This is a genomic window from Mesorhizobium sp. BHscii, from assembly GCF_053848065.1.
The window spans coordinates 74,405-96,287 of the sequence record NZ_JBSPKW010000019.1 but is presented as its reverse complement, the minus strand read 5'-3'; the positions used below and the strand labels follow the sequence as shown (position 1 = coordinate 96,287).

22 protein-coding genes and 1 pseudogene are annotated in these 21,883 nt (G+C 62.1%); 14 read left to right on the top strand and 9 right to left on the bottom strand.

What is annotated here, in order from left to right:
- Positions 1-6: 6 nt before the first annotated feature.
- Complete coding sequence (locus tag ACWTU7_RS23565) at positions 7-1,077, bottom strand: M48 family metallopeptidase (RefSeq protein WP_455840482.1); 1,071 nt, start codon at positions 1,075-1,077, stop codon at positions 7-9.
- 7 nt (positions 1,078-1,084) lie between these two features.
- Complete coding sequence (locus tag ACWTU7_RS23560) at positions 1,085-2,617, bottom strand: acyl-CoA carboxylase subunit beta (RefSeq protein WP_455840483.1); 1,533 nt, start codon at positions 2,615-2,617, stop codon at positions 1,085-1,087.
- Positions 2,618-3,004: 387 nt separating this feature from the next.
- On the opposite strand from ACWTU7_RS23560, the gene ACWTU7_RS23555 reads away from it, so the two are divergent.
- Positions 3,005-4,408 (top strand): DEAD/DEAH box helicase, encoded by a 1,404-nt coding sequence (locus tag ACWTU7_RS23555; protein ID WP_455840484.1) that lies wholly within the window; start codon positions 3,005-3,007, stop codon positions 4,406-4,408.
- A 100-nt stretch (positions 4,409-4,508) separates the two neighbouring features.
- On the opposite strand, the gene ACWTU7_RS23550 is transcribed toward ACWTU7_RS23555, so the two are convergent.
- Positions 4,509-5,483, bottom strand: coding sequence for an alpha/beta hydrolase (locus tag ACWTU7_RS23550; protein ID WP_455840485.1), 975 nt, complete (start codon positions 5,481-5,483; stop codon positions 4,509-4,511).
- A 92-nt stretch (positions 5,484-5,575) separates the two neighbouring features.
- Positions 5,576-6,397: an SDR family oxidoreductase gene (locus tag ACWTU7_RS23545; protein ID WP_455840486.1), complete on the bottom strand. Its 822-nt coding sequence runs from the start codon at positions 6,395-6,397 to the stop codon at positions 5,576-5,578.
- A gap of 214 nt (positions 6,398-6,611) precedes the next feature.
- On the opposite strand from ACWTU7_RS23545, the gene ACWTU7_RS23540 reads away from it, so the two are divergent.
- The 7 genes from ACWTU7_RS23540 (at position 6,612) to ACWTU7_RS23510 (ending at position 12,100) form a co-directional block, all read left to right on the top strand.
- Positions 6,612-7,646 (top strand): cysteine synthase A, encoded by a 1,035-nt coding sequence (locus tag ACWTU7_RS23540; RefSeq protein ID WP_455840487.1) that lies wholly within the window; start codon positions 6,612-6,614, stop codon positions 7,644-7,646.
- Positions 7,646-8,389: an alanyl-tRNA editing protein gene (locus ACWTU7_RS23535; protein WP_455840488.1), complete on the top strand. Its 744-nt coding sequence runs from the start codon at positions 7,646-7,648 to the stop codon at positions 8,387-8,389. Before ACWTU7_RS23540 ends, ACWTU7_RS23535 begins: the two co-directional genes overlap by 1 nt.
- Positions 8,390-8,424: 35 nt before the next feature.
- The gene (sseA, locus tag ACWTU7_RS23530) at positions 8,425-9,282 is read left to right on the top strand and encodes a 3-mercaptopyruvate sulfurtransferase (protein ID WP_455840489.1); all 858 of its coding nucleotides are present in this window, start codon (positions 8,425-8,427) and stop codon (positions 9,280-9,282) included.
- Complete coding sequence (locus ACWTU7_RS23525) at positions 9,282-9,845, top strand: GNAT family N-acetyltransferase (RefSeq protein ID WP_095494886.1); 564 nt, start codon at positions 9,282-9,284, stop codon at positions 9,843-9,845. The genes sseA and ACWTU7_RS23525 overlap by 1 nt, the downstream gene beginning before the upstream one ends.
- A 98-nt stretch (positions 9,846-9,943) precedes the next feature.
- Positions 9,944-10,501 (top strand): OmpA family protein, encoded by a 558-nt coding sequence (locus ACWTU7_RS23520; protein WP_455840490.1) that lies wholly within the window; start codon positions 9,944-9,946, stop codon positions 10,499-10,501.
- Between the two features lie 247 nt (positions 10,502-10,748).
- Positions 10,749-11,555, top strand: coding sequence for a 4-hydroxy-tetrahydrodipicolinate reductase (dapB, locus tag ACWTU7_RS23515; protein ID WP_287331131.1), 807 nt, complete (start codon positions 10,749-10,751; stop codon positions 11,553-11,555).
- 77 nt (positions 11,556-11,632) lie between these two features.
- Positions 11,633-12,100, top strand: a complete 468-nt coding sequence (locus ACWTU7_RS23510; protein WP_455840491.1) for a DUF1203 domain-containing protein — start codon at positions 11,633-11,635, stop codon at positions 12,098-12,100.
- Between the two features lie 239 nt (positions 12,101-12,339).
- On the opposite strand, the gene ACWTU7_RS23505 is transcribed toward ACWTU7_RS23510, so the two are convergent.
- Both ACWTU7_RS23505 and ald read right to left on the bottom strand, forming a co-directional pair.
- Entirely contained in the window at positions 12,340-13,638 is a 1,299-nt protein-coding gene (locus ACWTU7_RS23505) for an outer membrane protein (protein WP_455840492.1), read from the bottom strand.
- A gap of 201 nt (positions 13,639-13,839) precedes the next feature.
- On the bottom strand, positions 13,840-14,955 hold the full coding sequence (gene ald, locus ACWTU7_RS23500) for an alanine dehydrogenase (RefSeq protein ID WP_455840493.1): 1,116 nt from the start codon (positions 14,953-14,955) through the stop codon (positions 13,840-13,842).
- Positions 14,956-15,115: 160 nt separating this feature from the next.
- Here ald and ACWTU7_RS23495 point away from each other — a divergent pair, with 160 nt between their 5' ends.
- Positions 15,116-15,589 (top strand): Lrp/AsnC family transcriptional regulator, encoded by a 474-nt coding sequence (locus ACWTU7_RS23495; RefSeq protein WP_023675099.1) that lies wholly within the window; start codon positions 15,116-15,118, stop codon positions 15,587-15,589.
- Here ACWTU7_RS23495 and ACWTU7_RS23490 read toward each other — a convergent pair.
- Positions 15,586-16,188, bottom strand: a complete 603-nt coding sequence (locus tag ACWTU7_RS23490) for a 5-formyltetrahydrofolate cyclo-ligase (protein ID WP_287114255.1) — start codon at positions 16,186-16,188, stop codon at positions 15,586-15,588. The two genes, ACWTU7_RS23495 and ACWTU7_RS23490, sit on opposite strands and share 4 nt — an antisense overlap.
- Positions 16,189-16,452: 264 nt before the next feature.
- On the opposite strand from ACWTU7_RS23490, the gene ACWTU7_RS23485 reads away from it, so the two are divergent.
- On the top strand, positions 16,453-17,715 hold the full coding sequence (locus ACWTU7_RS23485) for an NAD(P)/FAD-dependent oxidoreductase (protein WP_455840494.1): 1,263 nt from the start codon (positions 16,453-16,455) through the stop codon (positions 17,713-17,715).
- 161 nt (positions 17,716-17,876) lie between these two features.
- On the opposite strand, the pseudogene ACWTU7_RS23480 reads toward ACWTU7_RS23485, so the two are convergent.
- Positions 17,877-19,059 (bottom strand): annotated as a pseudogene (locus tag ACWTU7_RS23480) (class I SAM-dependent methyltransferase).
- Between the two features lie 247 nt (positions 19,060-19,306).
- Between ACWTU7_RS23480 and ACWTU7_RS23475 the strand changes: the two are divergent.
- Both ACWTU7_RS23475 and ACWTU7_RS23470 read left to right on the top strand, forming a co-directional pair.
- Positions 19,307-19,441 carry a hypothetical protein gene (locus ACWTU7_RS23475; RefSeq protein ID WP_455840495.1) on the top strand — a complete coding sequence of 45 codons (135 nt, stop codon included), beginning with the start codon at positions 19,307-19,309 and terminating at the stop codon, positions 19,439-19,441.
- A 106-nt stretch (positions 19,442-19,547) separates the two neighbouring features.
- Complete coding sequence (locus ACWTU7_RS23470) at positions 19,548-19,838, top strand: Dabb family protein (RefSeq protein WP_029352314.1); 291 nt, start codon at positions 19,548-19,550, stop codon at positions 19,836-19,838.
- A 28-nt stretch (positions 19,839-19,866) separates the two neighbouring features.
- On the opposite strand, the gene ACWTU7_RS23465 is transcribed toward ACWTU7_RS23470, so the two are convergent.
- Positions 19,867-20,055 carry a hypothetical protein gene (locus ACWTU7_RS23465; protein WP_455840496.1) on the bottom strand — a complete coding sequence of 63 codons (189 nt, stop codon included), beginning with the start codon at positions 20,053-20,055 and terminating at the stop codon, positions 19,867-19,869.
- A gap of 75 nt (positions 20,056-20,130) precedes the next feature.
- Between ACWTU7_RS23465 and ACWTU7_RS23460 the strand changes: the two genes are divergently transcribed.
- Positions 20,131-21,039 (top strand): VOC family protein, encoded by a 909-nt coding sequence (locus tag ACWTU7_RS23460; protein WP_455840497.1) that lies wholly within the window; start codon positions 20,131-20,133, stop codon positions 21,037-21,039.
- Positions 21,036-21,875, top strand: a complete 840-nt coding sequence (gene kdsA / locus ACWTU7_RS23455) for a 3-deoxy-8-phosphooctulonate synthase (RefSeq protein WP_455840498.1) — start codon at positions 21,036-21,038, stop codon at positions 21,873-21,875. Before ACWTU7_RS23460 ends, kdsA begins: the two co-directional genes overlap by 4 nt.
- Positions 21,876-21,883: the final 8 nt, after the last annotated feature.

Sequence of the window (21,883 nt, the reverse complement as noted above, 5' to 3'; positions counted from 1 at the left end):
GATCGGCTACCGATCGAGATAATCGGCGATTTTCGATGTCCATTCACTGTCGAAATGGCGAACCCGCTCTGCGACCATTTCATTGCTCAGCAGGCTCGACAGGGCAGGAACCAAAACCGGCTCTACCGTTGGAACGGAGCTATATCCAAGAGCAGTCAGACGTTCCGACCATCGTGGATGGTCCGCGTTCTCGTTATCGGGGGCGTCCCAGGCCTTCAGTGCATATTCTTGCAGAAGGCTCGTGCTCGACAAATCGCTGCACACCGCCAGAACTCTATCGAGCGGCGGGCGAGGCGGTGCCATCGCGCCAAGCAACTCACGCTTGAGCGGATTGTAGACCCGATCATCGAGGAACTTATCGGCTGCGGCGATCAGGAGCAGGGCGCGCGCCGCTTCGTGCGAATCGCCTGACATTGCCGCATGACGATCGGCATCGATTTCCGCTCGTCGCGATAGCCGTATTCCTTCGCGTTCCAGAGAGTACGACAGCGGACCCAGCATCCAGTAAAACAGGCTGCCGGAAACTGTTTTTCCGGGAGGAGCATATTCGAAAATCAAATCGAAGCTTTTGTCGAGTTCGGCAAGATTGAGACCGCCGTTTGTGTCCCTGTTTTTCAGATGAGCGTTTTCGTGAGCAAGGATTGCCGAAAATGCCTTTTCGTCGGTCACGGCAAGCAACGGGATACCGACGGTCAAGATCGCCCGACGCCCAAGAAGACCCAGAAACGGGCGCTCTTCCCCAATGCTGGCGTTCAGATCACTGCTTAGCACAATCGTCGTCTGGCTGGCGCGATGTTTGCCAGCCACGCTTTCCCACACTGCCCACAATTTTGGCGCCGAGTCCCGAGTAATACCTTCCACCCTGCTAGGCCGAAAACCGACAAACAATGCTCCAATTAACAGAACGAAAGCCAGCATTGCAGCCGGTACGGCAATAACACCGCCCGCGATAGCCGCGAGCGGATGCCGGTCAACGAGCAGCAGCCAGAGGAGCACCGGGCAGAAAAGCGGCAGAACAAAAAGCAGGACGGCAAACCTGCCGAAGTGCTCTCCCGTGTAGAGGACCAGGCGCGACATCAGCGTCTCACAACGGAATGTTGTCGTGCTTCTTCCAGGGGTTCTGCATATCCTTGTTGCGCAGCATGCGGAGCGCGCGCGCAATGCGGCGGCGGGTCGAATGCGGCATGATCACCTCATCGACATAGCCGCGCTCGGCGGCGACGAAGGGCGACAAGAAGCGATCCTCGTAAGCCTTTGTATGCGCTGCGATCTTCTCCGCATCGCCGATGTCCTTGCGATAGATGATCTCGACCGCGCCCTTGGCGCCCATCACCGCGATCTGCGCCGTCGGCCAGGCATAGTTCATGTCGCCGCGCAGATGCTTTGACGCCATCACGTCATAAGCGCCGCCATAGGCCTTTCGGGTGATGACGGTGATCTTCGGGACGGTCGCTTCGGCATAGGCGAACAAAAGCTTGGCGCCGTGCTTGATCAGCCCGCCATATTCCTGCGCGGTGCCGGGCAGAAAGCCTGGAACGTCGACAAAGGTGACGATCGGAATCGAGAAACAGTCGCAGAAGCGCACGAATCGCGCCGCCTTGCGGCTGGCGTCGGAATCGAGCACGCCGGCCAGCACCATCGGCTGGTTGGCGACGAAGCCCACCGTGCGGCCTTCGACGCGGCCGAAGCCGGTGACGATGTTTTTCGCAAAACTCTGCTGGATCTCGAAGAAGTCACCCTCGTCGGCAACTTTAAGGATCAACTCCTTGATGTCGTAGGGTTTATTGGCGTTGTCGGGGATCAGCCGGTCGAGCGACAGATCGTGATCGGTGACCGACTGGTAGCATTCGATCTCGGGGATATCAGCCGTATTGGAGGCAGGCAGCAGATCGACCAGCCGGCGCATCTGCAGCAACGCCTCGACGTCATTGTCGTAGGCGCCGTCGGCGATCGAGGACTTTGTCGTGTGGACGGAGGCACCGCCGAGGCTCTCGGCGGTGACTGTCTCGTTGGTGACGGTCTTCACCACGTCCGGCCCGGTGACGAACATGTAGGACGTGTCGCGCACCATGAAGATGAAGTCGGTCATGGCAGGCGAATAGACGTCGCCACCGGCGCAAGGGCCCATGATCAGTGAAATCTGCGGGATAACGCCGGAGGCGAGCACATTGCGCTGGAATATCTCGGCATAACCGCCAAGTGCTGCCACGCCTTCCTGGATGCGGGCGCCGCCGGCGTCGTAGAGGCCGATGATCGGTGCGCGGTTGCGCAGCGCCATCTCCTGCACCTTGACCACCTTTTCGGCGTGGGCCTCGGACAGCGAGCCGCCGAACACGGTAAAGTCCTTGGCGAAGACATAGACCGGGCGGCCATTGACGGTGCCCCAGCCGGTGACGACGCCGTCGCCGGCGATTTTGGTCTTCTCCATGCCGAAATCGGTCGAGCGGTGCTCGACATACATGTCGAACTCCTCGAACGAGCCCTCGTCGAGAAAGACGTCGATGCGTTCACGCGCGGTGAGCTTGCCCTTCTTGTGCTGAGCGTCGATGCGGGCCCGGCCGCCGCCCATGCGCGCCATGTCGCGGCGGCGCTCGAGTTCCTTCAGCACGTCCTTCATCGCTCGATACCCAAAAACGGAAAGCCTGATTTGTGGTAATCATGGCAGCAGGGCAGCGCAAGCGCCGCTTCGCCATGGCTTTCGCTGCGCTGCAACATAACGCCCCTTGCATTTCGCGGCTAACTGGGCCATATGCGGCGACATAGGCGCTTGGGCCGGGACTATCCGGCCTTCTCGACGTATGAGACTGGTTGCGTCTGTTTTCCCTCTTTCCGAGATCGGCAAGGCGGCGAAAAAGCCCCGCGGCATGATGCATGCGGGCACGACAGCGCAGCCGCGCGGACGATTATGTCCGCCGCCTGTCGTTCCATGAGAATTTTTCGACGGCAGGTTGCGCCCTGCCGCCACTGATGTTTGCGGCCAGGAGCCGCGTGAAAGAAGAATATTTTGACCAACGAAAACACTTTGGCCTGTAAGGACACTGGGGAACTTTCGGGTTTCGCAGCACTTGGAATTACCGGCGCGCTGCTCAAGGCCACCCACGGCGCCGGCTTCACTGATCCCAAGCCGATCCAGGCCCAGGCGATCCCGCCGCAGCTGGAAGGCCGTGACATTTTCGGCATCGCCCAGACCGGTTCGGGCAAGACCGCGGCGTTCGCGCTGCCGATCTTGTCGAAGATCATCGGGCTCGGCACCAAGCGCCGGCCGAAGACCGCTCGTGCGCTGATTCTCGCGCCGACGCGCGAACTGGCCGTGCAGATCGAAGATACCATCAAGATCCTGGCCAAGGGCGCGCATGTCTCGACCGCGCTGGTGCTGGGCGGCGTCTCGCGCTTCAGCCAGGTGAAGAAGGTTGCCCCCGGCGTCGACATCCTGATCGCCACGCCTGGCCGGTTGACCGACCTGGTGCGCGAGGGCGACCTCGTGCTTGCCGACACCAAATGGCTGGTGCTCGACGAGGGCGACCGCATGCTCGACATGGGCTTCATCAACGACGTCAAGCGCATCGCCAGGGCAACCGCGCCGGACCGTCAGACGGTGCTGTTCTCGGCGACCATGCCGAATGAAATCGCCGAGCTGGCGAAAGGCCTGCTGAAGAATCCGATCCGCGTCGAGGTCGCGCCGCAGAGCACAGCTGCGGCCGAGATCGTGCAGGGCGTCGTCTTTGCCCGCACCAAGCAGAAGCGCCAGGTGCTGTCGACGATGCTGGCCGACGAGGCAATGAAGTCCGTCATCATCTTTTCGCGCACCAAGCATGGCGCCGACAGGGTGACCAAGGACCTCGAGCGCGACGGCTTCAAGGCCGCCGTCATTCACGGCAACAAGTCACAGAACGCTCGCCAGAAGGCGCTGAACGATTTCCGCGAGGGTTCGGTGCGCATTCTTGTGGCGACTGATATTGCAGCGCGCGGTATCGACGTGCCCGGCATCAGCCACGTGGTGAATTTCGACCTGCCGGACGAGGCGGAGAGCTATGTCCACCGCATCGGCCGTACCGGCCGCAACGGCATGGACGGCATCGCCATCACGCTCTGCGATCCGTCCGAGAACAGCAAGCTGCGCCAAGTCGAGCGCATCATCCGCACCAAGCTGCCGATCGTTGCCGACCATCTCGGCAGCCCCGACCCGCAGCGCAATCCCGCCGAAAAGAACGAGCGCAGCTTCGAGCCGGCCAACGACCGCAATGGCCGTCGCGACGGCAGGCGGCCAGGTGGCCAGAACAACGGCTTCGGCAAGAAGCGCTTCGGCGAGGCCTTCGCCGGCGAGCGTAAGCCGGAAGGCGCCAAGCCGTTCAAGGGCAACAACAAGCGTCGTTTCGGCGGCAAGCGGCCAGCAGCGCGGGCTGCGTAATCAGATAGTGCATCCGGCCGAGCCTGTCGGGCTCGGCTCGGCTGCTCACAATTGAAAAAGGCGATCGGACGATGCTTCGGTCGCCTTTTTCGCCTGAGATCTACTTCACCACCGCCTCTACCCACACAACAATGCGCTGCGCGAGGAAAGCCGTGGTTGCTGGCGACAGCGCGTCACCGGCGATAACGTGGTTGTCCCGATCGCCGGTATCATCGACCGGCACCAGTTCGCGCGCGGTGCCCCAGCGCCCGGCAATTTCGCGGGTGCGGTCGGACCGCACGATCTTGTCCGAATCCGAAAAGATGAAGAGGGCAGGGATGGTCGCCTTCTCTACCGGCGCGCCGTAGGCAAGCTCAGTCAGCGCCACCATCGGCAGGGTCGCCGCGATCGGATAGCGGTAGGTCCAGAATTTCTCGTGCAGGGCATTGCGTGGCACGAAGCTGCGCTGCTTGCCGGCGACCAGCTCGGCGATCTCCTGGCCCCACGGCATGGTCAGGAGTTCGGCGCCGGAAGCCTTGACGCCGAAATTCGGCGAGATGAACGCGATTGCCGCAACCCCGTTCGAGGCGCCCGGCTGCGTCGCAGCCCAGGCTGCCAGCGAGCCGCCGGTCGAGGTGGCGATGACGATCACCTTGTCGCCGATCGCCCGGCCAATGGCGAGCGCTTCCTCGTAGTCGTTGATCCAGGCGTTGACGCTGCCTTCGGCCATCGCGGCACCGCCCTGTCCGTGGCCGGTGAGGCGGGTGTAGTAAAGATTGGCATCGAGCTGGTCGGCCACCTCGTCCGGCAGCGGACGAACCTCGCCCTTCGACGCCGAAAAGCCGTGGATATAGACGATTGACAGCGGCGTCCTGGCATGAACTATCGGATTGGCCCAGATGATTTCCTTTTCCAGCCCGTCGTAGATGCCCGGTACGGCAGCCTCCTTGCCTGCCAGATAGGCTTGCGGGTCATCGCCGATCACAGAAGGATCGAAGCGGATCGTGGTGTCGGCTTGGACGCGCGGGCCAAGCACGAAGGCAAGAAAAAGAATGATGGCGAGACCCAACACCGCAAGCACGATTCGTCGCCCCATCGCAGACTCCACGCAACAATTCTCAACCTAAGGCCGCGATGGCAAACAGGCAACGACGTCCCGCCCGCGGGATCGCCAACTTGATGGCCGGGCTATTCGCTGGGCGGCTTGCGGTCGAAATTCAGCGGACGCGCCTTCCAGCGGGTCGCGGTGCTGATGACCCATCGGCAGAACGGTCTCGGCAGGATTCTGAGCAGCTTCAGGCCCCAGCTCAAGCGGCGCGGGAAGGTGACTTCGAAGCCGCCGGAATCAATGCCGCGCGCCATGCGGCGCGAGGCGCGATTGACGGGCATCAACCCGGGCATCGGCAGCAAATTCTTCTCGGTCAGCGGGGTGTCGACGAAGCCCGGATTTATCACCTGGATGCGGACGTTCATCTTGTCGAAATCGTATTTCAGCGACTCTGCGAGGATACTGATCGCCGCCTTGGTGCCGCCATAGGCGGCCGTGGTCGGCCAGCCGAAATAAGCGGTGACCGAACCGACCAGGACGATATGGCCGCGGGCGCGGACGCGCATGCGTTCGATGACCGGCACCAGGCCGTTGATGATGCCGAAATAATTGACATCGAAGGACTGGCGAAATCCACGGACGGTAAGGTCTTCGCCGGCGGTCGCAATATAGCTCCCGGCATTGAAGACGGCCAAGACGATCGGGCCAAGATCCTCCTCGATCGCTGCGACCGTCTTTGCCATGCGTCTCTCATCGGTGACGTCGCAAGGATAGGCCGTGACATGGCCCGGCATCTGCGCCGTCTCGACAACAAGCGTGTCGATCGGATCCTCGTCGAGCGCCGTCACCGCGACGGCATAGCCTTGCGCCGCAAGGTCCTTGGCCAGTGAACGGCCGATGCCGCTGCTGCCGCCCGTTATCCAGGCGACGCCGTGCTTCGGGTTCGCCCGATAGAGTGTCATGCTATGCCCTGCGACATTTCTTAGCCTGTGCTCTAGCGGTGAAGAAATCGGATTAAAAGAGCGCTTTTCAATGGGGAGCTTCAATGAATGGCGGAACGCAAGGTCTATTTTAGGAGATTGCAGCCCTGAAATGCCGCTGGACCAGGCAAATTCTTGCCTTGAAACCGAAGCTTCGGGTTTCTAGGGTTCCGCCGCAAAGCATAAAGGAATCTCCATGCCCCGTTCTGTGATCGAAGCGATCGGCAATACGCCTCTGATCCACCTCAAAAGAGCCTCGGAAGAAACCGGCTGCGAGATCCTGGGCAAGGCCGAATTCATGAATCCGGGCCAGTCGGTCAAGGACCGTGCCGCGCTGTTCATCATCCGCGATGCCGAGCAGCGCGGGCTCTTGAGGCCGGGTGGGGTCATCGTCGAGGGGACGGCCGGCAACACCGGCATCGGATTGACGCTGGTTGCCAAAGCGCTTGGCTACCGCACCGTGATCGTCATCCCCGAGACGCAAAGCCAGGAGAAGAAGGACACGATCAAATTGCTCGGCGCCGAGCTGATCGAGGTGCCTGCCGTTCCCTACAAGAACCCCAACAATTATGTGAAACTGTCGGGCCGTCTGGCCGAGCAGATGGCCCGGTCCGAGCCGAACGGCGCGATCTGGGCCAATCAGTTTGACAACGTCGCCAACCGTGACGGCCATACCCGCACCACAGCGGAAGAAATCTGGGCCCAGACCGGCGGCAAGGTCGACGGTTTCGTCTCGGCGGTCGGCTCTGGCGGAACACTGGCCGGCATCGCTTTCGGGCTTAAGTCCAAGAGCAAGGACGTCAAGATCGCGCTCGCCGATCCGCTGGGTGCGGCGCTCTATAGTTTCTACACCAGCGGAGAGCTGAAATCCGAAGGCAGCTCGATCACCGAAGGCATCGGGCAGGGGCGGGTCACCGCCAATCTGGAAGGGTTCACGCCGGATTTCTCCTTCCAGATTCCGGACGAGGATGCACTGCCGATCGTCTTCGACCTTATCCAGGAGGAGGGTCTGTGCGTCGGCGGCTCGACCGGCATCAACATTGCCGGCGCGATCCGGTTGGCGCGTGAAATGGGCCCCGGCCACACCATCGTGACCGTGCTTTGCGACTACGGCACGCGGTATCAGTCGAAATTGTTCAACCCGGAATTCCTGCGCCAAAAGAAGCTGCCGGTACCGGGCTGGATGGAACAGCGGAGCACAATTTCGGTGCCGTTCGAAAAGGTCGCGTGATGGCTTACAGGACGGAAGCGCTGTTTCGCGACGACGCCTATCTCAGGACGGCTGACGCCACGATTGTAGCCGTCAACGATCGTGGCGGCATAATACTGGACCGGACGATCTTCTATGCCACGTCGGGCGGGCAGCCGGGCGATACGGGCACCCTCGAACGCGACGACGGCAGCCTGATCGCTGTTGCCGCCACCATCACCGGTCAGACCAAAGATGAGATCATTCATGTGCCGCAGCCTGAGCAGGCGGTGCTTGAGGTCGGCGAACCGATAAAGCTCGCCGTCGATTGGGAGAGGCGGCATTTGCTGATGCGCATGCACACAGCCTGCCATTTGCTCACCGTCGTCTGCCCGTTCCCGATCACCGGCGCCTCGGTTTCCGAGGACGACAGCCGTGTCGACTTCGACATCCCGGATGCCGGCTTCACCAGGGAAGACGTGACGGCCAGGTTGATGGAACTGGTGCGGGCCGACCACCCGGTCTTTGTCAGGCTGATCACCGACGAGGAACTGGCGGCCAATCCGGCGCTGGTGAAATCCAAGAATGTTCGGCCACCCGCCGGCACGGGCAAGATCCGCCTGGTCTGCATTGGCGAGAACGCCTCGATCGACAGCCAGCCTTGCGGCGGCACCCATGTGATGAGCACTGGAGAAGTCGGCGAGATCCATATCGGCAAGATCGAGAAGAAGGGTCGCGAGAATCGACGCTTCCGAATACGCTTTGGACCGATGCCGCCGGCCTGATAAACAGATTGTCAAAGGCGGGCAGGAGAAGAAGAATGGCCGAAGACAGCCCTTTCACCGTCGATGCGGACTGGTTGCAGAAGCGCCTCGGCGAGCCTGGCCTGACCATCGTCGACGCGTCCTGGTATCTGCCGGCGCAGAAGCGCGACGCGCGCGCCGAATATGACGCAGCGCACATTCCAGGCGCCGGTTTCCTGGATCAGGATGCGATCTCGGATCCCGATTCCCCACTGCCGCACACGCTGCCGTCGCCGCAGCATTTCGCCCAATATGTCGGCGCCATGGGTATTTCGGCCGACGACACCATCGTGGTCTATGACGGTCCGGGCTTCTTCTCGGCGCCGCGCGCCTGGTGGATGTTCCGTGTCATGGGGGTGTTCGAGGTCTACGTGTTGGACGGCGGCTTCGACCGCTGGAAAGCGGCTGGACGGCCGGTGACGGCGGAGCCGACGAAGATCGCGCCTTGCGTGTTTCATGCCGACTTCGATGCCGCCCGCGTCGCCAGCCTGGCCGACATGCGCCGTATCGTCGAGACCGGGAAAAGCCAGATCGCCGACGCGCGCTCGCCTGGCCGGTTTGCCGGTACCGAGCCGGAGCCTCGCGCCGGCGTCCGCTCAGGCCATATGCCCGGCGCGCACAACGTGCCGTTTTCGGCGCTTGCCGAGAACGGCGAGTTGCTGTCGAAAGATCGACTGCGCAAGGTGATCGAGGACGCCGGCATCGACCTGTCGAAGCCGGTCGTCACCTCTTGCGGCTCAGGCGTCACTGCGGCGGCGATCACGCTGGCGCTCGAGACGCTTGGCCATACCGACAACAGGCTCTACGACGGTTCATGGACGGAATGGGGTGGGCTTAGCGATACGCCCGTCGTGACGGGCAAGGATCGACAGTGATGGAAAACGGAGCGCTTGAAGACATCGAGGTCACGGTGACGTTTCTCGAAATGCATGTGCCGCCGGCCTACTCGCCGCCGGTGCCGTACAACCGCCAGATCGCATTGCTGAAGACCAAGGACATTCCGCTGCATTTCTACCGCTACCTGATGGATCGGGTAGGCCGCAAATGGCACTGGGTCAACGTGCTGAGGCTGAGCGACGAGGAGCTTTCTGCAGGCATCCATCGCGAGGACCGCGACATCAGGGTGCTGTATCTCGATGGGTCGCCGGCCGGTTTCTTTGACCTAAAGCCGCATCTGCCGGAAGAAGTGGAACTTGCCTATTTCGGCATGATGGAGCACGCGACCGGCCAAGGTATCGGCCGCTGGTTCCTGGGTGCGGCGATCGCCGCCGCCTGGTCGCACGGTCCAAGGCGGGTGACGGTGCAGACCTGCACGCTCGACCATCCGGCGGCATTGCCGCTCTACCAGAAGCTCGGCTTTGCACCGGTCGCGCAAAAGAAGGAGATCGTGCATCCAATGACTTTCGCCGAGCGTGCGGCCAGTGTCATGCGGCCATGATTTTCTCCGCAAACTGAACCTATTGTTCATCAATGCTTCAGCTTGTCTTCGCCATCTTGCCGGCACCATCAATGCGGCCGAGGCCGAAGCAGAAAATCATGCTGACCCGACGCACATTTGCCGCCGCGCTGGTTGCGGCCCTCGCCATGCCGACCCTTGCCGCCGCTCAGGCAACCACGCCTTCGGCGGCGACGATCGAGCGTCAGCTCGAGGCCGCGCCCCGCGTTAAGCTGCGCCCGAACCAGCGCGTCACCATCCGCGAATTCAAGAGGCGGCCGGACCTGCGGCGCATGGCCCGTTCGATCGATATCCAGTCGATCAATTTCGCCTTTGGCTCGGCGGCCATCTCCGAATCGCAATATGGCAAGATCGAAAACATCGCCGATGCGCTTCAGCGCATCCTGCGGCGCGACCCCGGCGCCCGCGTGCTGATCGAAGGCCATACCGACGCGGTTGGCGCCTTCCAATCGAACCAGATCCTGTCCGAACAGCGCGCCGCCTCGCTGAGGCGCACCTTGGTGCGCGAATTCGGCGTGCCGGGCTATACACTGGAAACCGTCGGCTACGGCGAGGAATTCCTGCTCGTGCAGACGCAGGACGAGAATTGGCGCAATCGCCGGGTGACGCTCCGCCGCTTCGACGACTTCATCCGCTGAGCCTGTCCGAAATCCGCATTGGCGGCCATCTGAAGGCGTCTTCTGCGCTTCCGGTGCTCACGGACCTGAATGTCCGCTCCGCTCCGGTTCTCGAAGACACCATCATCTGACTCGCCACTGCGATTTTCGAATCAGGCTCAGTCACTGCGGTCTGGATCAACACCCGGAAAAGAGCCGGGCTTGAATGAGCCGCGGTCTTTACATATCGCTGTCGGTCAAAGCTCGATGGTGATGGAGGACCCAAACGATGACGATACGGGTGGTGATGGCCGGTGCGACCGGCTGGGTCGGCAAGGCGCTGGTTCCGGCGATCGGGGCGCAAGGCGACATGGCACTGGCCGGGGCTGTGTCACGCAGCAGCGCGGGGCAGGATTCCGGCCTCCTGGTTGGCATGCCGGCCAACGGCATCACCGTTTCCGCCTCTTTGGCCGAGGCGCTGGAGGTGCCGTCGGACGTGCTGGTCGACTACACCAAGCCGCATCTGGTGAAAGACCATGCGCTGCTGGCCATAGAAAAAGGACGGCACGTTGTGATAGGCACGTCGGGGTTGGGTGCGACCGATTTCGGCGAGATCGACGCTGCAGCACGCGCCAATCGTGTCGGCGTCATTGCAGCCGGCAATTTTTCAATCACCGCCACGCTGATGAAGCGGTTTGCCCTGATGGCGGCGAAATACGTGCCGGATGTCGAGGTGATCGACTATGCGAGCGCCAAGAAACCCGACGCGCCGTCCGGCACCGCGCGCGAGCTTGCCGAAGCGCTGGCCGATGTCCGCAAGGCTTCGACCGCGCGGCCGGTCTCGGAGGTCTCGGGTGTGCCGGGAACCCGCGGTGCGGCGGTCGGTTCGGGCGAGGGGGTGCAGGTGCATGCGCTGCGTCTGCCTTCCTACATCCTGTCCTGTGAGGCGCTGTTCGGCCTGCCCGACGAGCGGTTGACCATTCGTCACGACGCCGGCTCGTCCGCTGCTCCTTACGTGGCCGGCACGCTGCTCGCTATCAGGCGGGTACAGGAGATCACAGGGCTGGTGCGCGGTCTCGACGCCTTGATGGACTGATCCAAATTGGCAGGAATCGGGTGGGAGACGCTGGCGCAGCGGCGTAATTTTCGGTCGACGACACCGGAGATTTCGCCATGACCATCCAGTTCAAAGCCTTGCCCACGGAAGATGTCAGAGCCTTGCAGCGCGGCGCGCCGGACGCCTATGGCCTGATACCAGAGCGGAAAATATCCGACGGTGACGGCGTGCCTTGCCGCCACTGCCTGAAGAACGTGGCCGCTGGAGAAGCCTATCTCGTCCTGGCTTACCGGCCATTCCCGGAATTGCAGCCCTACGCCGAGACCGGTCCGATCTTTCTGCATGCCGAAGAATGCGAGCGCGCTGCCGAAGCGGAGGTGCTTCCAGAAATGCTCGAAAGCGCCGACTACATCTTGCGCGGCTACGGCAGGGACGACCGCATCGTCTATGGCAGCGGCGGCGTCATTCCGACGGGCGCCATCGCGGCGCGGGCCGAGACCTTGTTCGAACGCGACGAGATCGCCTATGTGCATGTCCGCTCGGCGCGCAACAATTGCTACCAGTGCCGTATCGAGCGCGCGTGACGATTCGGGCGGTATTCATCGATCGCAGCTGTCGTACGCCTGTCGCATTGTCGCGTTACGGAATTGATTGTCGATCGATTTGCCGACCGCGGATGAACCGGCGGGAAGTCTCGACATCAGAGGAAGCGGGGCTTTGGCTCCGCTTTTTTGTTGCCCGCGCTGTCCGCCCCGCATTTCTTCCGCCCAAAGAAAAAGCCCGCCGGAATGACCGGCGGGCTTTGACTGTTGTCTGGGCGGTTCTAGTTGAACTTGTACTTCGCGCCGATGCGGACGGTATGGAACGAAGGCGTGGAGGTGAGAGTATCGTCCGGCAGGCCAAGATCCGACGAAAAATCCTTCTCGGAGAACTGCGAATAGCGGTACTCGAGGCCGACGGTCACGTTGCTGGACATGGCCGTTTCCAGACCACCACCCACCGAGAAGCCGCTGGAGTCCCAATCGAGGATATCGCCGATGGGTGAAGACGCGTTCAGATCGAAGTGCTGCCAGCTGTAACCACCGAGCACGTAGGCGAGGGTTGATTCGTTGACTTTCATACCGACACGGGCAAGTACATCGAAACCGTAATCTGTATCCAGATTGATCGATCCGCCCGGAACTTCCAACTCCGAAGTCATGCCGGAGTAGCGGGCATCCACCATGACGCCTGCGACCCAGCTGCCGAAATCATGGTCGTAGCCGACGTTCAATTCGCCGAACACGCCTTCGCCACCGATCCCGTTGAACTCGAGGTCGCCAGCCGGCGGAACGTCGATCTGATGCACCGACGCACCCGCGCCGGCGGCGCCGCCGACGTAGAAGCCGGTCCAATTATAGGCAGGAGCCTCAAAAGAGGCGACGCCACCGTTCTGGGCGCCAAAGCGATAGTTGGCCGCAACCTGGAACGTATGCCGCGACGTATCCGTGTCGAGGACGCCGTCCGGTATACCGAACTCGGAAAGAATGTTTTCAGTACCGAAGCGGGTATAGCGATATTCTGACTTGATGGTCCAGTTACTGTTGATGGCCGTTTCAACGCCAGCTCCGACGAAGTAGCCGCTCTGGTCCCAATCGAAATCAAAACCAGCGTTCGTGTCGAATTTGTATTTTTGCCAGGAATAGCCGCCGAGCACATAGCCCAAAGTGTTTGGCGTGAAGAGGTAACCAAGCCGCAAACCAGCGTCGAAACCGTAGGTCTCGCGGACCGAAGCATCGAAACCAGCAACATCGAGCGTGGTTTCAATGTTGCCGGCATGGGCATCCAAAAGTCCGCCGATCAGGAAGCGCGGCGACACCATATAGTCGTACCCAACGGTCAGTTCACCGTATACGCCTTCACCACCAATTCCGTTGAACGAGAAGCCAGGAACCAGATCGCTGCTGAGCTCGTGGACATTGGCGCCGGCGCCAACGCCAAATCCGACATAGATGCCACTCCAGTTGAAGGCCGACGTCTCGACGACCGGCACGACCGCGTCGGCGGCATGAGCAACCGATCCGAGTGCCAGGACGGAAACTGCGCCAAGAAGAAGAGATTTTGCTAATCGTTTGCTGGTCATTGCCCCAACCTTTTTGAAAAACCCACCAGCCGTCTAGCACCTGCCCTTGCTGGCGGCTGTAACAAAAAAGCCACAGGAAAGACACATTGCAAGCAAGACGGGCAAAGCCGCTCAGCTAATCGCAAACCGTGAAATTTGCTTGTGAAAAAAGAGCCGCCGGGGGCGTCGGCGGCTCGGTCGGGAGAGGATTGAGCGGCGGGTTCAGGCGGCGAGAACGGCCTTCGGCTCGACCAACTCATAGCCGAGTGCTTCGGCCACCGCGCGGTTGGTGATCTTGCCCTTATGGACATTCAGGCCGTTGCGCAAATGATGATCGTCGATCAGCGCCTTCAAGCCCTTGTCGGCGAGCTGCAGGCCGTAATGCAGCGTTGCGTTATTGAGCGCGTGGGCCGAAGTAACCGGCACTGCACCCGGCATATTGGCGACGCAATAGTGAATGACGCCGTCGACCTCATAGGTCGGCACGGCATGAGTTGTGGCGTACGAGGTCTCGAAGCAGCCGCCCTGGTCGATGGCGACGTCGACCAGCACCGAACCTTTCTTCATGCCCGACAGCATCTCGCGGGAAACGAGCTTCGGCGCGGCGGCACCTGGAATCAGCACGGCGCCGACGACGATGTCGGCCGAAAAACATTCCTCTTCCAGCGCCTCGACAGTCGAGTAGCGGGTGTGGACGCGGCCGCCGAAGATGTCGTCGAGCTGGCGCAGGCGCGGGATCGAGCGGTCGATGATGGTGACGTCGGCGCCAAGGCCGACCGCCATCCGGGCGGCATGCAGACCGACGACGCCGCCGCCGAGCACAGTGACCTTGCCGGGCAGCACGCCGGGCACGCCGCCGAGCAGCACGCCGCGACCGCCATTGGCCTTCTGCAGCGCGGTGGCGCCGGCCTGGATCGACAGGCGGCCGGCGACTTCCGACATCGGCGCAAGCAGCGGCAGGCCGCCGCGGTCGTCGGTGACGGTCTCGTAGGCGATGGCGCTCACGCCCGAGGCCAGCAGGCCCTTGGTCTGCTCCGGATCCGGCGCGAGATGGAGATAGGTGTAGAGGATCTGGCCGTCACGGAGCTGAACCCATTCGTCGGGTTGCGGCTCCTTGACCTTGACGATCATGTCGGACTTGGCAAACACGTCGGCGGCCGTCTTGGCGATGGTGGCGCCGGCTGCGCGATAGGCGTTGTCGTCGGCGCCGATGCCGGCGCCGGCGCCGGTCTCGACCAGCACTTCGTGGCCATGCGCGACATATTCGCGGACCGAGCCCGGCGTCAGGCCGACGCGGTATTCGTGGTTCTTGATTTCCCGGGGGCAGCCGACGCGCATCTTCTTCTCCTCCTGATCCGGCCCTTTTGAGGCAGGTTCCCTGTTTAGAGATAGTGAACCACGAATCGTCCCGTAAGTGTTTGCGAATGCGCTTGCGCAGAAGGGCACGGCTCGATAATCGTTGCGCAAAATAGCTGGATTGTCGCAGGAATCCCGGAAAATGCCGCTCGACAGGATCGATATCGCCATTCTCGAAACGTTGCAGAAGGATGGACGGATACCCAACGCGGCGCTTGCCGAGAAAGTCGGCCTGTCGCAGTCGGCCTGCTCGCGGCGACTGGACAATCTGGAGAAATCCGGAACCATCCGCGGCTATCACGCCCGGCTTTCCAATGCCGCTCTTGGCCACCAGATGACGGCGATCGTGCATATATCGCTGTCGGGGCAATTCGAGAAGACGCTGTCGGATTTCGAGGCGGCGATAAAGCGCTGCCCGAATGTCCTGTCCTGCCACCTGATGTCGGGCGAATACGATTATATCCTGCGCATCGCGGCAAAAGACCTCGTCGACTATGAGCGCATCCATAAGGAATGGCTGTCGGCGATGCCGCATGTGACGAAGATCAATTCATCCTTCGCCTTGCGCGAGATCGTCGACCGGACGGCGGTGGGGATGAAGCCGGAACTGGCCTAGGCCTTGAACGCCTCCGTCACCACCCGGTCCATCGGGATGTCATGCGGCTGCGGGTAGATGGTAGCGATGCGCTGCAGTTCGTAGCCGACACCGATGACCAGCGGCTTGAACGGCATCGCCGCCAGTGTGCGGTCGAAGAAGCCACCGCCATAGCCCAGCCGGTACTGTCTCGGATCGATGCCGACGATCGGTGAAATGACGACCTCGGGCAGCACCGGGTCGCCTTCAGCAGGGATCGGAATGTTCCAGACGCCCTTCTCCAGCCGGTCGCCCGGTGCGTAAGCGCGAAAGACAAGAGGCTGGCCTTTCTCGACGACAACAGGCAGTGCGGTACGGCCGCCGCGCTCATTGACGGAAGCCATCCATGGGCGCAGATCCGGCTCGCCCCGGAACGGCCAGTAGAGGCTGACCATGCGGCCGGCGATGTCGCCGATCAACGTGTCGAGGCTTTCGCCGATGCGCTGCGACATTGCCGCCCGCGCGTCAGCCGAGATAGCGAGGCGCGCCGCAATCAGCCGCTCGCGCTCGGCCTTGCGCCATCGTTTCACGTCGGTCCAATCGGATAGGGGCGTCCGGAATTCCGGGTCGAGCTCATGCATGAAGCAAGGCGGCGAGGAATATTGACCCGGACAGTCGTCATGATCGCTATTCAAGTTCCACTCCTGTCGTCAGCTTCAATGAAATTATACTCGGCGGCAGGATAGAGCATGTACATTCGCGACATCTTACGGCGGGCAGTCAGCAAGTCGGATGTTGTTGCGGTGCACAAAAGTATCTACATCAGCCTTGGTGAAATTGCTCTCAAGCCTGCTCTCCCGGCCAACCTGCTCTCCCGGCCAACCTGCTCTCCCGGAGTGAATGAGATGAAGGAATCCAGTCACCATGTCGTCGTCGTCGGGGCGGGCTTTGGGGGGCTCGAATTTACCCGCGCGCTTGACGGTGCGCCGGTGCGCATCACCATGATAGACAAGCGCAACCATCATCTCTTCCAGCCGCTGCTCTATCAGGTGGCGACCACAGCGCTGGCGACCTCGGAAGTCGCCTGGCCAATCCGCCATCTCCTGCGCAAGCGCAAGGACGTGACCACGCTGCTCGCCACCGTCGCCGGCGTCGACCGCATCGGCAAACGCGTGCTGTTCGATGATGGCGGCGCGGTCGCCTACGATACGCTGCTGCTGGCCACCGGCGCCCGCCACGCCTATTTCGGCCATGACGAATGGGAGCCTTTCGCACCGGGGCTGAAGACGCTGGAGGACGCCACCACCATTCGGCGGCGCATTCTGCTCGCCTTCGAGCAGGCCGAGCGGGAGACCGATCCCGCCAAGCGCCAAGCGCTGTTGACGCTGGCGATCGTTGGTGGCGGACCGACCGGCGTGGAACTGGCCGGCACCATTGTTGAACTGGCGCACGACATGCTGCGCGGCGAGTTCCGCAACTTCGATACGCGGCTGACGCGCGTGGTGCTGATTGAGGCCGGTGACCGCATCCTTCCCAATTTCGCGCCGGAACTTTCCGACTATGCCAGCAAGGCGCTCGAGCGGCTCGGCGTGACGGTCGAACTCGGTCGGCCCGTTACACGCTGCGACGCCGAGGGTGTCGTCTTCGGCGACACGCAGCTGCCGGCCAGGACTATTCTGTGGGCAGCAGGCGTCGCCGCTTCGCCGGCCGCCGAATGGCTGGGGGCGGCAGCGGACCGTGCGGGCAGGGTGCTGGTCGAGCCCGGCCTGACCGTGCCGGGCAGCCCGGAGATTTTCGTCGTCGGCGACGCTGCACACGTCCTGCGGGCAGATGGCCGCATGGTGCCCGGCGTAGCACCCGCCGCCAAGCAGCAGGGCCGGCATGTCGCCGCGACGATCAAGGCCCGGCTGGCCGGCGACGCAACCCCGCGCCCTTTCCGCTACAAGCATGACGGCGATCTGGCGACGATCGGTAAGCGCGCTGCCGCGATCGATTTCGGCTGGATCAAGCTCACCGGCCGGCTGGCCTGGTGGCTGTGGGGCCTCGCGCACATCTATTTCCTGATCGGCTTCCGTAACCGGCTTGCGGTTTCGCTGAGCTGGCTATGGATCTACGTGACCGGTCAGCGCAGCGCGCGGCTGATAACCCAAGGCGACGACAGGAGCTGATGTCTCCGCCCCGCACATTCATTCACGTCATCTGTTCCTGATGGACTCGCTTGCTTCGGGCAGGACTTGGCACGCGCTGTTGAAGGCTGGCACGTCGTTGAAGGCTGATATGTCGAACAGGAGAAACCCTAAGCCGTGTAAACCACCTGCCGGACATCGATCTAGCTGGCGCGGAAGCCGGCTTCGCAGTAGTGCAGGTAAAATTCCCAGAGCTGCTAGAAGCGGTCGTCGAAACCGAGCGGGACGATCTTTTCCCAGGACGCCCAGAAGCGGTGGCGCCATTCGGCGAGCGTGCCGGCATAGTCATCCGGGAAAATGCGCTCGCCCAGATGAGCAAGTCCATGGTCTTTGCCGAGCGCTTTCAGGATCGACGGCGTCGGCAGCATGCCGCCGGGAAAGACGTAACGCTGGATGAAATCCGGCCGGGCGCGATAGGTGTCGTAGGCTTTTCGTGATGGTGACGATCTGCAGGCCGGCGGTGCCGCCAGGCCGCAGGCAATCCTTCATCTCGCGGAAAAACACAGGCCAGTATTTTTCGCCGACCGCCTCGAACATCTCGATCGAGGCGATGCGGTCGTAGGATCCGGTTTCGTCGCGGTAGTCCTGCAGCTTGATGTCGATCTTGTCGGCATGTCCAGCCTTATGGACGCGTTCTCTGGCGAAATCATGCTGCTCGCGGCTGATCGTCAGCCCGGTGACGCGGCAGCCGATCTCGCGTGCGGCGAATTCGGCAAAGCCGCCCCAGCCGCAACCGATTTCCAGCAGGTGGTCTTTCGCGCCGATGCCCGTGTCCTTGGCCAGCGCGCGATATTTGGCGGCTTGCGCGCTTTCAAGATCGTTGGCGCCAGCAACATAGAGCGCCGGACGAATAGGTCATGCTCGGATCCAGCCATTCCTTGTAAAAGGCGTTGCCGAGATCGTGATGCGCCGAAATGTTGCGCTTCGAGCCGGTGCGGGTGTTTTGGTTGAACCAGTGGCGGACACGCTGGACGGCGTTGACCAGCCAGCTGGCGCCGCCGGCGATGCTCTCTCCGATTTCAGAATTGACCACTAACAGTCCAGGAAACTGGTCTCGTCGGGACTGTCCCAATCGCCGTCCATGTAGGATTTGGCGATGCCGATGGTGCCGCCGTTGAAGGCGCGGCCGGGCAAGCGCCAGTTCTTGAGCACCAGTTCGGCGTCCGGACCCATCCTCACCTTGAGCGAGCCACGCGGCAGGTTCATCGCCGCCGACAGCACCATCCGCGCCTTGGCCGACAGGCCTTTAGCGGTTTCGGTGAAATTGAATTCGTCCAACCTGACCGCGTCGCCCGATGCAACGCCGGTGTCTTCCTTGTGAGCCATGTCACGCCCCCGGGACTTCTGCGGCGCCGGCGAAAAATGGCCGGTTTCCACACACTCTTGCAGTTCATTCGCCAGGGCGCGAACGCCGCCTCCCGATGAATCCCCGCAGCAATCTTTGATGCCATCAAAGGGAACTTCAAGAGCCAAGGCAGGCGAACACGGATCAATGGATAGATTTTGGGGGGAGGGCGCTGCTCAACGCCGGAATCACTATGGTTGCAGCCACCCAGATGCAGTAGTTTCACGCATGCGTTATGTCATCGTCATCTGCGCCGTCACGTTCTTCCTGATCTGGGACGGACTCTACAATCAGGGCCGCTATCTCGACACCACGGTCGGGGAGATAACGCGCATCGTGCGCTACATCGCTAGTATGGTCTAGGTTTCTTTCCCCCGCCCAACGCGTTGTCGCCGCGACATCGTTGCCGGTTGACGCGAGCGTTTTGCCCACACAAAACACGCTTGCACATCGATCGAGGAGGCTGGGGTTGATCCGGCATATCGTTTTCTTCAGCGCGCGGCACAAAGAGGATGTCGAGGCCGTACGCAGGGGCTTGCTGGCGCTGGGCAACATCCCCCATTCCCGCCTTTTCGAGGTGACGCTCAACACCAAGGTTGACCCGCTTTCGGACGAGATCGACGTGGTCGTTTATGCCGAGTTCGAGGATGATGCCGCTCTGGCCGCCTACAAGGCGCATCCGCTCTATGCCGAGACGACCAGCCAGGTCAAACCGCTGCGCGAATTGCGATATTCGGCGGATGTTGTGGCTGCAACCTGAAGAGAAATTGACCGAAGCAGGAGCTACATCACTCTGCCTGAGCGGCGGTCGGTTCGGTCGGATCGGCGCCCGGCCGCTTTGGCGCGTCCCAGACCAGCATGGCGAGAACAGCCATCGCTACGACCGCTGCCGTTATGAACAGGATCTTTCTCATTTGGGTGACGTAGTTGGTTTCCGGCAGCGGCAAGTATTCCGGAGGCTCGCATAATGCCGCCACGATAGGCCGCCGGATCTTCGCGGCGTCAGGTGAGGCTCTTGAACCAAATTCCGGAATGATGCACACCGCGCCGGCATGACCGAGACGATGACAGAAGGCCCTTGTCCGCCAGGCCCTTATCCGCTTGACCATCTTGTGCTGCCGACCGCGAGCCTCGACGTGGCGCGGGCGCGGCTGGTTTCGCTTGGCTTTGTCGTGGCGCCGACCGGCGTCCATCCTTTCGGGACGGAAAACTGCTGCGTCTTCCTTGAGGACGGCACCTATCTCGAGCCGCTGGCGGTGGGCAACGGGCAAGCGGTGGCGAAAGCGATCGCGGACGGCAACGTCTTCGTCGCGCGCGATCGTGCCTATCGCGACAGGTGCGGCAGTGAGGGATTTTCCGCCCTTGTCTTGGGCACCGAAAATGCGGATGCCGATCACGCGCGCTACATCGAAGCCGGCCTGTCTGCCGGAGACATGCTGGGCTTTTCGCGCGCCTTCACCGACGCGGCGGGAAAGAGCGACACGGTATCGTTCAAACTGGCCTTCGCCTCCGGCACCGGGGCGACGGACGCATTCCTGTTCGCCTGTGAGCGGATCAATGCGCCGAAAGTAGACCGCACCGCGTTGCAGATCCACCCCAATGGCGCAACCGGCATCATCGAAGTCGTGGCGGTCAGCAACGAGCCACCCAAACAGCACCGATTGATTTCGATCGCGACGCGCAGTCCGGCGACCGGACAGGGGAGCAGCACTGCGTTTGGCCTGCCGAACGCAACCTTGGCCCTGCTTGACCCCGTCGCTTTCGAGACGCGCTTCGGCATACCTGCCGGCGCGCCATCGGAACTCCGCTTTGCGGGGATCGTCTTTTCGGTTCGTTTCGCTGACACGGTCGCCAAGCTGTTTGCAGCCAGTTCCGTCAAACACGAAATACGCGGCGATGATATTGTCGTCCGGCCGGCATCCGGGCAGGGTGCGGCCTTCATTTTCCGGGAGAAAGCATGAGCAAGCCCAATTCGTCCGTAACCGTCGGCAACGTCGTCTTCGGCAACACCGCGCCGCTGTCGCTGATTGCCGGCCCGTGCCAGCTTGAATCGCGCCAGCACGCCTTCGACATGGCTGGCGCACTGAAGGAGCTGAGCGGGAAACTAGGGCTGGGCCTCGTCTACAAGACCAGTTACGACAAGGCCAACCGCACCTCGCTTGGCGGCACGCGCGGCGCCGGGCTCGACGCGGCGCTGCCCGTCTTCGACGATTTGCGCAAGGCGTTTTCGCTGCCGATCCTGACCGATATCCACACCGAGGAACAGTGCGCGCTTGTGGCGCCGCACGTCGATATCCTGCAGATCCCGGCTTTCCTCAGCCGCCAGACAGATCTGCTGATCGCGGCGGCAAGAACCGGCAAGGTCGTCAACGTGAAGAAGGGCCAGTTCCTCGCACCGTGGGACATGAAGAACGTTGCCGCCAAGATCACCGGTTCCGGAAACGCCAACGTGCTGGTCACCGAGCGCGGCGTGTCTTTCGGCTACAACACGCTGGTGTCCGATATGCGCGCCCTGCCGATCATGGCCAAGATCGGCGCGCCGGTGATTTTCGACGCCACGCATTCGGTGCAGCAGCCGGGCGGGCAGGGCGGCTCCTCGGGTGGCGATCGGCGCTTCGTCGAGACGCTGGCGCGCGCTGCGGTTGCGGTCGGTGTCGCCGGCGTCTTCATCGAGACGCATCAGGATCCCGACAATGCCCCCTCCGATGGTCCCAACATGGTGCCGCTGAAGGACCTTCGGGCGCTGCTTGAAAGGCTGATGGCATTCGATCGCGTCGCCAAGGGCTGGGCAGTTTAGGGCTCCGG